Annotated in this window: 10 protein-coding genes and 2 pseudogenes; 5 read left to right on the top strand and 7 right to left on the bottom strand. The window is 37.4% G+C overall.

From position 1 onward, the window contains the following. Window positions 1-263 precede the first annotated feature (263 nt). The 3 genes from EKM02_RS12820 to EKM02_RS12810 all read right to left on the bottom strand — a co-directional run bounded on the left by EKM02_RS12820 (window position 264) and on the right by EKM02_RS12810 (window position 2,020). The gene (locus EKM02_RS12820; RefSeq protein ID WP_126455765.1) at window positions 264-821 is read right to left on the bottom strand and encodes a hypothetical protein; all 558 of its coding nucleotides are present in this window, start codon (window positions 819-821) and stop codon (window positions 264-266) included. Window positions 822-1,432: 611 nt separating this feature from the next. Then, window positions 1,433-1,717: an addiction module antidote protein gene (locus tag EKM02_RS12815; protein ID WP_126455763.1), complete on the bottom strand. Its 285-nt coding sequence runs from the start codon at window positions 1,715-1,717 to the stop codon at window positions 1,433-1,435. Window positions 1,718-1,720: 3 nt separating this feature from the next. Next, window positions 1,721-2,020 (bottom strand): type II toxin-antitoxin system RelE/ParE family toxin, encoded by a 300-nt coding sequence (locus EKM02_RS12810; protein WP_126455761.1) that lies wholly within the window; start codon window positions 2,018-2,020, stop codon window positions 1,721-1,723. A gap of 236 nt (window positions 2,021-2,256) precedes the next feature. Between EKM02_RS12810 and EKM02_RS12805 the strand changes: the two are divergent. Next, window positions 2,257-2,846: pseudogene (locus EKM02_RS12805) on the top strand (transposase); the annotation flags it as partial. A gap of 233 nt (window positions 2,847-3,079) precedes the next feature. Here the strand turns inward: EKM02_RS12805 and EKM02_RS12800 are convergent. Further along, window positions 3,080-4,480, bottom strand: coding sequence for a hypothetical protein (locus EKM02_RS12800; protein ID WP_126455759.1), 1,401 nt, complete (start codon window positions 4,478-4,480; stop codon window positions 3,080-3,082). A gap of 651 nt (window positions 4,481-5,131) precedes the next feature. Here EKM02_RS12800 and ltrA point away from each other — a divergent pair. Next, on the top strand, window positions 5,132-6,448 hold the full coding sequence (ltrA, locus tag EKM02_RS12795) for a group II intron reverse transcriptase/maturase (protein WP_126455757.1): 1,317 nt from the start codon (window positions 5,132-5,134) through the stop codon (window positions 6,446-6,448). 54 nt (window positions 6,449-6,502) lie between these two features. Here the strand turns inward: ltrA and EKM02_RS12790 are convergent, their stop codons facing one another. Continuing rightward, on the bottom strand, window positions 6,503-7,066 hold the full coding sequence (locus tag EKM02_RS12790) for a hypothetical protein (protein ID WP_126455755.1): 564 nt from the start codon (window positions 7,064-7,066) through the stop codon (window positions 6,503-6,505). A 334-nt stretch (window positions 7,067-7,400) separates the two neighbouring features. Here EKM02_RS12790 and EKM02_RS12785 point away from each other — a divergent pair, with 334 nt between their 5' ends. After that, on the top strand, window positions 7,401-8,231 hold the full coding sequence (locus EKM02_RS12785) for a tyrosine-type recombinase/integrase (protein WP_234423199.1): 831 nt from the start codon (window positions 7,401-7,403) through the stop codon (window positions 8,229-8,231). Continuing rightward, window positions 8,216-9,428: pseudogene (locus EKM02_RS12780) on the top strand (transposase). Before EKM02_RS12785 ends, EKM02_RS12780 begins: the two are co-directional and overlap by 16 nt. 243 nt (window positions 9,429-9,671) lie before the next feature. On the opposite strand, the gene EKM02_RS12775 reads toward EKM02_RS12780, so the two are convergent. Then, window positions 9,672-10,184 carry a hypothetical protein gene (locus EKM02_RS12775; RefSeq protein WP_126455751.1) on the bottom strand — a complete coding sequence of 171 codons (513 nt, stop codon included), beginning with the start codon at window positions 10,182-10,184 and terminating at the stop codon, window positions 9,672-9,674. Between the two features lie 154 nt (window positions 10,185-10,338). Next, on the bottom strand, window positions 10,339-10,782 hold the full coding sequence (locus EKM02_RS12770; RefSeq protein WP_126455749.1) for a hypothetical protein: 444 nt from the start codon (window positions 10,780-10,782) through the stop codon (window positions 10,339-10,341). A 598-nt stretch (window positions 10,783-11,380) separates the two neighbouring features. Here EKM02_RS12770 and tgt point away from each other — a divergent pair. Beyond that, entirely contained in the window at window positions 11,381-12,511 is a 1,131-nt protein-coding gene (gene tgt, locus EKM02_RS12765; protein WP_126455747.1) for a tRNA guanosine(34) transglycosylase Tgt, read from the top strand. Window positions 12,512-12,573 lie beyond the last annotated feature (62 nt).

Here is a 12,573-nt window from a genome sequence, read left to right as displayed (position 1 = left end):
TTAGCGGATTTGTTAGTTCACCTCTGTTTTCCTTTGAATAAATTTAGTGTTTTTTATCTAATACAAAGTAAAGGCGGATTTGCAATCCGTTACCGTAAATAATTCTAATAAAACCACTTCTATTTCACACTCTAAACTAGCATAATCTGTTGCTCAATCATTCTCTTTGTGGGCACGGATTACAAATCCGCTATCGTTGTCCGAAAAATCAGATATCCGAGCGATCGGGGTTCTGTCCACCGTTGATATTTGTTGTATTACTGTCAAAATTGTTCTTCGTTTTGTCCTCCAATATTATGTTTCATTTTCTGTCCCATACTGTTCGTTACATAACCTGCAACACTTTCTTCTATTTTCTGTCCGTTGGATAAATAGTTAATATTTATTGAGCAGTCACCTGTTATGTCAACCCAAACAGTTTCACTCTGACCAACTTCTAATTTGTCGATGTGTCCACCGCCACAACCAACGATGTTGATGTTTGTCAAGGTAGTCTGCGTAGAGTTTATCAAAGTAATTCTCATTGTGTTAAGCATTATAATCGCAACCCAACAGTAAAAAAACATAACAGGAAGATTAAGTAACATAAGTCCGCAAGTTGTAAGTAGTTTTTTTCTGTTTTCGTTGTCTTTGGTTGCTTTAACTAAAATGGAGATTAGTATTCCCACATTTATTAGTCCTGTCAATGCAATAAATCCATAACCAACAGATAGTAATTCAAAAGAAGATGTCAAAAAGTAAAGTCCGAAAATAATCGTCCCGAGCAGAAAAGAAATTAGTGCTGTTTGTCGTCCTAGTTTAATGTGTTGTTCTGTTGTCATACGCTTGGTGCTAACGTCAGTCTGTGAAAAAACATTCGTTTTATTTGTTTCAAATATACTATTTAATTTTGGATATTAGCAAGAAAATTTGTATATTTAAGGACGCAACATATAGCTGGATTATCGCGTCAACAATTACAAATTAGCAGTTTAGAAGATAAAATCGCTTGGTATAATCCGTGCCCGTAAATAATATCGAAATAATTCTAATAAAACCACTTCTATCACACTCTCAACGGGCATAATTTCATGCTCAATCATTCTCTTTGTGGGCACGGATTGCAAATCCCCGTTATATTTATCAGAAAAATAAGATATAATAGCGATCGGGTAAGGCAATTTGTGTTCAAAAGTGAAGGAAAACACAAAAAAACCAAGCAGAAAACACTCCAAAAAAAAAGAGGCTCGCTTGCCTCTTGTAATTCTCTCTAATTTTTTTTCGATAAGTGCATAATGATGACGGACGTACAATTGGTTCTCCCGTAAAAAAGGGACAGGCTGTTCAACCCGGGTTTACCTCATTGAATTTATTTTTGTTGGTATTCGGTGATTATAATTCATTGTTCGCGCTACGCACGCAACGAATCCCTAGCTGTTCTGCGTTCGTTTTTTTATGCGATTAATGGATTTATATGTATTTGTCCTCCAACTGCCTTCAAAACTTTCATTATCGTTGAAAATTGTGGTTTGGACCCTTTCGACAATGCTTTATACAAACTTGGTCTGCTCATTCCAGTTTCTTCTGCAATTTTGGTCATACCAATTGCTTTTGCAATATGTCCAATCGCGGTAACAATTTCAGCATCATTGCCTTCTTCCAAAACTGTATTTAGATATTCAGCAATCATTTCGTTGCTGTCCAAATAATCTGCAATATCAAATTCTGACGTTTCCATTTTTTATTTTTTTAATTTTTTCCAAATTTCTTTTGCTTTTTCAATGTCTTTTTGTTGAGTAGATTTATCTCCTCCAATAAGTAAAATAATAACTTTCCCATCAATTTCTTTGAAATAAACTCTGTAACCTTTTGCGTAGTTAATTTTCAGTTCTCTAATTCCATCTCCAACAGGTTCGCAATCTCCAAAGTGTTCGTCCTTTCCTAACTTTTGAAGTCGGAACAAAATTTTTGCTTTTGCTCTAAAGTCATTCAGTTTATTAAACCATTTGTCAAATTCCGTCGTCTTTTCAAGAAAGTACATCCTTTAAGTTGTATTCGTTTGGATACAAAATTATAAAAAATAATTTAATCTTGCAAATTCAGTTTTGAACGTTCTGTCTGGGCAAAATGACGTACAACGTCAGTTCGTCTAAAAACCTCTAAACGAACTGTATTTTGTTACTCATGGAGTAAATATATGTTATTTAAACTACAATTAAAATTCGTTCTGTAAAAGTCGCTTTATGATTATAAAAATAAAACAGTCCGTAAATAGGGTTGAAAATTGTTTTTAGAGTCCCAAAATATAAAATGATTTTTTTAGGAGATTACAATGAATACGAACAAATCCGGAAAGAATTGTGGCGCAAGCCTTGGGTTGTATTTGCTAAGAAGCCTTTTGGAAGTCCAAAGTCAGTGGTGGAATATTTGGGGAGATACACCCATAAAATCGCCATTAGCAACCATCGAATCAAGAGCATAGACAATGAAAACGTGACTTTTGAGTACAAGGATTATCGCATGGCGGGCGTGAAAAAGCAAATGACACTCACGCATCATGAATTTATCAGGCGTTTTGCGTTGCATATTTTGCCTAAACGTTTTACTTCGTCAGTTCACCCTTTGGGCTCGGGTGTCAAGATCCGACATTACGGTTTTTTGAGCAGCACTTGGAAGCAACAAAAGCTAAAGCTTTTGCAGGAAAGACTCCAAGTTAAAGTACTTGAAAAAGCAGAAAAAAGCCTTTTTTGCCCAAATGTCCTTGTTGCAAAACAGGGAATCTGCATCGAATATCGGTTTTTGACCAGCGTGGTCCGCCTGCTTGGTATCTTGGCGGTAGCCAAAACTCCAGTTCCGATAAAGGCTAAGATTACGGGTAAGGGATTATATGCCCAAAAGTGAAGGAAAACACGAAAAAACCAAGCTGAAACCACTCCCAAAAAAAAGAGGATGTAAAATCCTGTTGAAAATCTCTCTAAAAACTTAACGATAACTCCATAGAGGACGGACTTGTAATCGGTTCCGTTCAACACAGGTTTCATTGTTGGCTTTGCAAGCCCAACGAAACCTTAACTGTTACCAGCCGTATTTATTTCTGTCATCAATACTTTGTCGTTACACTGTTTGAAAAACTACCTGAATTGTCCTTTCCCTTGTAATTAATTTGAACTCTATATTGTTTTCCTTTTTCAAAATTGTCGGAACGAACGACAAAAGTGTTAAGCCCTTTTTTTGCATTTGATTTAATACTTGCTACCACTTTGTCTGTTTCAAAATCTTGAATTTCTATTTCAACTTCTGTATTGTCCAAAAAGTAAATAATTACCTCAACTTCATTCTTCTTCTTACTGACAATGTCCCTGATGTTGTTTTCGTTTGTGATGTAAGTCCGTTCTAGTTTCTTGCCTTTTTCTATTCCTTTAATTTTTGTGTAGGTAATTATTCCTTGAACGTTGCCAAATTCAACAAAAGGCATTGGAAAGAATGGCAAAATGTAATATCTGTATGGGTCGCTTTTAGCTTGAACTATTTTTTGGTAAGTGTTTCCGTTATAGGTGTCGAACGTAACGCCTTGTAGAAATAAGTCCTTACCTTTTTCTGTTTCAATAATTTTCAATTCTGTTTTGTAGTCTTGAAATGGCACAAATTGATAACCTACATAATAACCGCTGTCTGTAACAGTAACTAAAAGTTCTTGAGGACTGTCATATGAGCCACTTAAATAATTGTAACCCTCAACTTCGAACTTCATTGCTTTTTTGTCAATTACAATCGTGTCTCCTAAATATTTGAAGTTTTTGAATTGTTTGTCTTGATATTCGGCAACATTGGTTGTGTCATCATACCATTTCCTGCGATAGAATAATTGGATTTCGTCACCTTTCTGAATGTCAAATCTTGTCGAGGCTGTATAATTGTTTTTAAGTCCGTTTGAAATGTCATTGTAATTGTCGCCCATTAACTGTTTGGTATAAAACTGTCCATTACTCGAAACAACAAGCGATTGCAGGTCTGGAATAATTACAAGGTAGATTTCTGAATTGTCTTTTTGATAATACTTTCTTGGCGTTTTTCTTGTCGCAACTAAACTGTCTTTTGGATAGCTGTTTCGTGTGTCAATAAATTCAAGCAAGATATTTGTCTGCTTGCCGAAGATTGTTGCTTTTTGTTCTTTGTCAATTTGGTAGTTGATTTTATGAACTACTTTTTCGCTGTTGTCAAGCAAAGAATAAACGTCATTCGCAAAAGTTTCATAGAATGTTTTTGTTTCTCGTTTGTTGGAATAGTCGGTAAAGTCCGATGTTTGAAACTTGCGATACTTTACGTTGTCAATAATTGTATCAGTTAAGTCAGTTCTTGTTTGCAGTCCGATATATTCGTTTTTTTTGTCAAAGTAGGTCGCTCTTATATAAATTTTAGAGTTTGCAAGTTCGCTTCGGCTATTTTGTCCAAAAGCAAAGTAGCTGAATAAAAGTGTCAATATTGTCAGTGTATGTTTCATCGTGTCTGTCGTCCTAATATGGCTAGTAACGTCGTCCCGCTACTACAGCGGGTTTGGTACTAAATTAAGCCCTGTTTTCGGATTTGCCAAATCATCCCAAATACAAAACCATTACCAAATTAAGCCAAATGCCCAAATCCGTTGTAGTAGCTGTGTGTGCCTTGCATGCACTTCCAATTCCTCAAAAGTAGGAATTTTATCTAGAGGGTGCAAGTCCCTTATCGGCAAGTTGTTGATTTATATTGAGCCGATTAGCACGTGGTAAGCTGGTTTGGGGCGACCCATGCAGTGAAGGAAGCCAAACGGCAAAAGTCTGTACCGAGGAACACAAAGCGCATAAGAGGCTAGCTAAATTGGGTAAGCATGCACAGCAATGCAAAGCCTTTAGACAACAGGTTTAGTTAGTAGATGCGTCGGGGATAGACAGAAAGAGGAAGTGCTTACCGAGGGAGGTCTTCACAACCACGAGTGGTTGGGTGGAGAAGTCAGCAGAAGTCATAGTACTTGGGGCAACGAGTTACCAACAGAAACGGTATAGGCCTCACAAACAAGGAAGGACCCAACGCAAGTGGTTCTCAATTTTCATCGGAATGACGCAAGTTATAGCCCTGAAAAAGCGGAACAGGAAGAATTTAATGTAAAACAGCAAGTATGATTGGACAAGTAACACATCCTTACAATCTCCAAAAGGCACTACGTCAAGTAGTAGTGAACAAAGGCAGTGCGGGCGTTGATGGACTAAAAACCATTCAACTAGCGGATTATTTCCGTGAACACAAGTCTGCATTGTTGGAGGATATTAAGAATGACCGTTACTTGCCGCAACCCATTCTTGGTGTGGAAATTCCAAAAGGAGGCGGAAAGTTCCGTCTCTTAGGAATTCCAACAGTAGTTGACAGACTGCTTCAACAAGCCGTATCGCAAGCGATGATGCCGAGATTTGAAAAGGATTTTAGCGTTAATAGCTTCGGATTCCGACCCAACAAAAACGCCCGCCAAGCGGTAGGCAAAGCTTTGGGAAATATTCACGAAGGCTACAATTATATTGTAGATATTGACCTAAAGACCTTCTTTGATGAAGTCGACCATTGCTTGCTGATGAACCTAATTTACCAAAAGGTAAAATGTCCAACAACTTTGCGATTAATCCGCAAATGGTTGCGAGTGCCAATACTGATCAAAGGAAAACTAGTCAAACGACGAAAAGGAGTCCCGCAAGGAAGTCCGATAAGTCCGCTTTTGTTAAACATTTTGCTCCATGAATTGGACAAAGAACTGACGAGAAAAGGCTTGAAGTTTGTTCGCTATGCCGATGATTTTAGTATCTACACCAAATCGAAAACCCAAGCCAAAACGGTTGGAAACGCTATTTTTCTGTTTTTGAAAGACAAGCTGAAACTGACCATTAATCTGGAAAAGAGCGGAATTAGAAAGCCGATTCAGTTCACGATATTGGGATTTTCGTTTGCATCGACTTATCAAAAAGGGGTAAAAGGCAGGTATCAACTAACGGTAGGGGACAAAGCTTGGGCAAAACTCAAACAGAGTCTAAAAGAAGTGACGCGCAAAACCGCACCAAAGAGTTTCGAGGAACGCATCCGAAAAATCAACGAAATCCAACGGGGATGGCTAAACTATTTTCGAGGGACAAGTATTCAAGGAAAGTTACGAGATATTGATGGTTGGTTGCGCAACCGTCTGCGCTACTGCATTTGGACGGACTGGAAAAAGCCCGAACGCAAAAGGAAAAACCTGATGCGACTAGGAATTGACAAAGACCACGCCTATGCTTGGAGCAGAACCAGAAAAGGAGGATGGCGTATTGCTCAGAGTCCGATTCTAACCACTACAATTACCCTACTGCGACTTAAGAAGAAAGGCTATCAATCGATGTTGGAGATTTACATGGAACTCAACCCATCACTTTGCGAACCGCCGTATACGAGACCCGTACGTACGGTGGTGTGAGAGGCGCACTCCGTCAGTTTCTGGCGGAGCCGTCTACTCGATTATAGCCAGTACTTATTGCTTTTTGAGTATTATTTTGTCGCAAATTTCACTTAGTTTGATAAGTTTAAGTGAATTATTATAGTCATAATTGATATTAGTACTATAATCTTCAGTTGTTAAATCGAAATCATTGAACTGTTTTACTATTAAATTACCATTATACATAAAATAAAACGTTGAAAATGTTGAATGACTAACTGAGACGAAACTGTCTTTTCCTGTTTGATAACCTTTAATATTTTCTTTTTCAATTTCATTAATATTCAGTATATAGTTTTTGATTATTTCATCAGGTATTTTAATTTTCGGAGAATTACATTTACCTAATTTCCTAAAATAACTTTGACTCTTATCTTTCCAAAAAACATATAACCTTGACGTTCCATAATCACAATCTGGTTCATTGGCTTTAATGAGTTTAATACAGCCGTTGCAATATTTTTCTACAATAAAGAATTCACTGGTTTTATTTTCTGTTAAGTATTTTATTTGTTTTGAGACTATCGAATCAATTTGGGTTTCTTGCGCAGAAATCAAGTTGATAGAGAATAAAAAAAGTAGAATTATATTTTTCATAACGTTGGTTTAGTATGTCGCATAACGTCCCGCTACTACAGCGGGTTTGGGACTAAATTAAGCCCATTCTTCGAATTTGCTAAATTATCTAAATACAAAACCATCTTTCCCTTAAGCCAATTGCCCAAATCCGTTGTAGTAGCTGTTGAACTAAACCTTCGGTAGCACCATTGTAGATTTTGATTATCTTACAAAGATAACTAAAATAGAATAGTATGACTACAAAAAAAAGCATCCCGATTCCTTAAGAGAAAACAAAATCCTGAACCAAGCCAAACGGGAAGTTCCGGGTTTCGAGGAACTTTTAAATCGATTTGAGCGAACAGTTTCAGTCTTGGGCAGAAGCCAAAGTACATTCAATAATTATTCGCGCCATGTAGCGGCAATTTCGCTGTATTTCGGAAAAATCCCCACTGAATTAGATGCGGAACAAGTACAGGACTACTTGTTTTACCAACAAAAAAAGTCAAAAACACCTTCTCAAACGTATTTTAAGCATTGCGTTTACGGACTTCGGTTTTTGCTAAAATCCGAAGGATTGCCGTATGAATTCCTTCGTTTACCGTCCATAAAGCACGAGAAAAAACTTCCTGTTGTTTTGAGCAAAGAGGAAGTTTGGGCGATGCTTCAATGTGCTAAGCTTCTTAAACACAAAATTCTTATCGGTTTGCTTTATGGCTGCGGACTTCGATGTATGGAAGCCAGAAGTGTACGATTGCAAGATCTGGATTTTGACCGAAAACAACTCAAAGTGGTTCAAGGTAAGGGCAAAAAAGACCGTTATGTACCGCTTTCAGAACATTTAATTCGTGGACTCAAAAAATACATCGAAGCCGAAAAACCTAAGACTTATTTGTTCAACGGACAACCTATAGGACGTGCAGGTGGCGATTTTGACAATCGCTACAGTCAACGAGGCGTGCAATGGGCGGTGAAGCAAGTCGCCAAGGCAGCAGGTGTCAAAAAAGAAGTTCACACCCATACCTTGCGGCACAGTTATGCTACACATTTGCTCGAAGATGGCATGGATATTATGACACTCAAAGATCTTTTGGGACATCAGAATATAGAAACTACGATGGAGTATTTGCAGATTGCTCAGCTAGAAAGTCAACAGAAATTCAGTCCACTTGATACTCTTTTTGCAAAATGCAGCCGGAAGTAGCCAGCATTGAGCGAAGTCGAAATGAAGTAGCCGATGTTCTGCGAAAAGCAGGTACTGCAATCGAAAATTGGGAATTAAATACTTGGCAACTGCGCACGCTTTACGCCCTTAAAAAATGTAGAACAGCTTCTTTAGGAGGGCATATCGATGGGTGCGATAGCTGTGGCAACATCACCATAAGCTACAACTCTTGCCGCAACCGCCATTGTCCCAAGTGTCAGGGCAACAAACGCGAAGATTGGATACAAGCCAGAAGCACAGAACTCTTGCCGGTTCCCTATTTCCACGTAGTTTTTACCTTGTCCGATAGTATTAATTCTCTAGCGATACATCAACCTAAAATAGTGTACGATACTTTGTTTGAAGCTACTTGGGAAACGCTTCAAAGTTTTGGCAAAGCCAAAGAAATGCAGATGGGAATGATTGCCGTTTTGCACACTTGGGGACAGCAATTAAGCTTACATCCACACCTGCATTGTATCGTTCCAGGCGGTGGTGTCGACAAAGATGCACAGTGGAAAAATAGCAGAACCGATGGTAAATTCTTATTCCCAGTCAAAGCCTTGTCGAAAGTTTTTAGGGCGAAATATTGCGCTAAACTCAAGGCAAAATCGCCTATCCAATACGAACAAATCCGGAAAGAATTGTGGAGCAAGCCTTGGGTTGTATTTGCTAAGAAGCCTTTTGGAAGTCCAAAGTCAGTGGTGGAATATTTGGGCAGATACATTCACCCCGTTAGAAACACCAATACATTTTTGATTAATATTTTTTTGCATTTGTGTTTCTAACGGGGCACGTAAAATCGCTATTAGTAACCAACGAATCAAAAGTATAGACAATGAAAACATGACTTTTGAGTACAAGGATTACCGAGTAGCGGGAACTAAAAAACAAATGATACTAACGCACAAAGCGTTTATTCGCCGATTTTCATTGCATATTTTGCCTAAACGTTTTACTTCGTCAGTTCACCCTTTGGGCTCGGGTGTCAAGATCCGGCATTACGGTTTTTTGAGCAGCACTTGGAAGAGACAAAAGCTGAAACTTTTACAAGAAAAGCTCAAAGTGAAAGTCTTGGAAAAAGCAGAAAAAAAAGTCTTTATGCCCAAGTGTCCGTGTTGTAAAACAGGGAATTTGCACCGAATAGCAGTCTTTGACCAGCGTGGTCCACCTGCCTGGTATCTTGGCGGTAGCTAAAGTTCAAGTTCCTATGAAAATTAATTTTATGGGTAAGGGAACTTATATTTAAAAGTGAAGGAAAACACGAAAAAAACCAAGCAGAAAACACTCCACAAAAAAAGAGGCTCGCTTGCCTCTTGTAATTCTCTCTAAAATCTTTACGACAAGTGCATAGGTTGACGGACTTACAATCGGTTCCTTTTAACCCGGGTTTCATTGTTCGTGCTGCTCACGCAACGAACCCTAGCTGTTGTGCGATGTTTATTTACGCTTTATAAAGTTTAAAATTTCAGTCGCCTGATTTTCTGATAAACAGTTTATGATTTCTTTTTCTGAATTTTCTAAAACAAGGCTCCAATTTCTATTGTCAATTTTTCTTAAAATCTCAAGATACATTTTACCAAGTGGAAAAATTTTAATGAATTGTAGACTTTTTAGGTTTGACAAGTGTAAACTGTCTTCAGAACTTAAATTGTAAACCTTTAAACTTTTAAAAGCAGAAAAATTTTTCTCTATAGTTATTACGTTTTTATCAAATTCAATTTTCCAATAGCCTTTGAGTTGCCAAATTATTTTTCGAAACAGTATAATTTGGATAATTGTAATTATAATCAAGAACATATAAATAACATTCCATTCAGCTTTTATAGCTAAAATTAAACTTATAATTGAGCAAATAAAAAGTGCAAAAAATAAGAGAATATGTCCTGCTATTGAAGGATAATTTTTTAACGGATGAATTTTCAAATAATTTGATTCTTCTTTGATTATCATTTACCTAATTTTTGGTTTTAAATATCGCACAACGTTTTGCTGCTTTGAGATGGCTGGAAATTCGTAACCTTTCAATTTTCGGCTTAACGAAAACTTGATGCGAAACGATAATTCCACTAAATTCCAGCTAGCTCAAAATGGCGGTTGTAGGTAGTTATTTTTCTTCCAAATTCAAGTTATAGAGTTTGGCAGCCTCTTGAATTTCATTATCTAAATTATCATCAAGAGCATAAGAATATAATACCCATTTGTCATTCGGTTTATAAAATTTAAAAATAAATCTCATTGGTTGTCGGTCATATTTAACGAGATATGAGTATAAAATAAAACTTTCAGAGAATTTTTTGGTTGTGATAATTTCGTTGCCATAGTATTTTCCCATGTAGTTTTCTGTGAAACCATTTACTGTTCCAACAATCTTATCGATATCATCTTTTACTCTTTCAGTCCATTTATTCGTTGCGTATAAATCTTTTACCGCTTTTCCAGCATCTTTTTCGTAAGTCTTAAAAAAACTGTCTATTAAATTCTGTGGCTCAGATTGAGCAAAGATATTTCCTGATATGGAAATCAATAAAATAAATAATAATCTTTTCATATAGTTTAATTCATTTATGGTTCTGTATAATTACCTACAACTTGTATATACCCGCTACAAACCTTCGCATATACACCCAAAATTGGGTAGATTGGCGAAGGTTTGTTTCGCTTTACTTAGTTTCAAATATACTAAAATTTTCTTACAAATCATCAAATGAACTTTTTATTTGTTGAATGCTTTTTGAATAGTAATGGGAAAATTTAGTTGCTGTTAAACCAAATCTCGCGTGAGGGATCATAGTGGAAATCCTTTTATGAAGCGCAGCGCAGTAAAAGATTATAACGGATAGCCCGACCTTTTTAGGGCACGCCCAAGTCCATGTGCTAAATGGTATGTGTGTTTTTGAATACTATTATTGTTTAATTATTTCTTAAAAAAAAAAGGTTGTTTTGGTTGTCATCCCACAGCTTTCGATGCACTTTATTACTTTGGGGGATGGCAAACATTTTTTTGATGTAGGTTTCAAATTAACCTATCTTTGCCAGCCGAACAATCGGTTGAAATACGTTGCTATGTTCTGCGCTGCGGTAAATGTTTTGTAAAAACAGCTTTATTGGCGAATAGCATGTGACCGAAAAAACAATAAAAATACTAGATGAAGTTTGATTTATTAAAAAAAGATCCGCTGTCCAAAGCCAGAGCGGGAAGTATTACTACTGATCACGGGGTGATTGAAACCCCAATTTTTATGCCTGTGGGTACCGTAGCTTCGGTCAAAGGAGTGCATCAACGGGAATTGAAACAAGACATTAACCCGGATATTATTCTGGGAAATACCTACCACTTATACTTGCGACCTCAAACGGAAATCCTAGAGAAAGCCGGAGGTTTGCATAAATTCATGAACTGGGACCGTAATATTTTGACGGATTCTGGTGGCTACCAAGTGTATTCGCTTTCGGCCAATAGAAAAATCAAGGAGGAGGGCGTGAAGTTCAAATCGCACATTGATGGCTCCTATCACTTTTTTACGCCAGAGAATGTGATGGAAATTCAGCGTACCATTGGTGCTGATATTATCATGGCGTTTGATGAATGTACACCGTATCCTTGTGATTACAACTATGCAAAACGCTCGATGAAAATGACACACCGCTGGCTGGATCGTTGCATCAATCATTTAGACACGCAGCCTGTAAAATACGGTTACGATCAGGCTTTTTTCCCAATTGTTCAAGGAAGCTGTTATAAGGATTTGCGTCAGCAATCAGCGGAATATATTGCAAATTCTAATCAATTAGGAAACGCCATTGGTGGACTCTCCGTAGGGGAACCTGCCGAAGAAATGTATGCCATGACGGAAGTGGTATGCGAAATTTTACCGGAAGACAAACCGCGTTACCTGATGGGTGTGGGAACTCCTATAAATATTCTGGAGAATATTGCCCTTGGAATTGACATGTTTGACTGTGTGATGCCTACGCGAAACGCCAGAAACGGGATGTTATTTACAGCGAATGGCACCATCAATATCAAAAACAAAAAGTGGGAAGCTGATTTTTCGCCCGTTGACGAAATGGGAATCACCTTTGTAGATACAGAATATACGAAAGCGTATTTGCGTCACCTTTTTGCTGCCAATGAATACTTGGGGAAACAAATTGCCACGATACACAATCTTGGTTTTTATATGTGGTTGGTTCGGGAGGCTAGAAAACATATCTTAGCGGGCGATTTTAGACCTTGGAAAGAAATGATGGTGAAAAACATGAACCAGAGACTTTAAAAATGTTTAATCGGTTAATCGTTAATTCGGTTAAACGATTAAACAAATAACCGATTAAACTT

Source organism: Flavobacterium sp. RSP49 (assembly GCF_003968735.1).
Classification (GTDB): Bacteria; Bacteroidota; Bacteroidia; order Flavobacteriales; family Flavobacteriaceae; genus Flavobacterium.
Note: the sequence above shows the minus strand (reverse complement) of the source record. Positions and strands in the feature narration are given on the sequence as shown.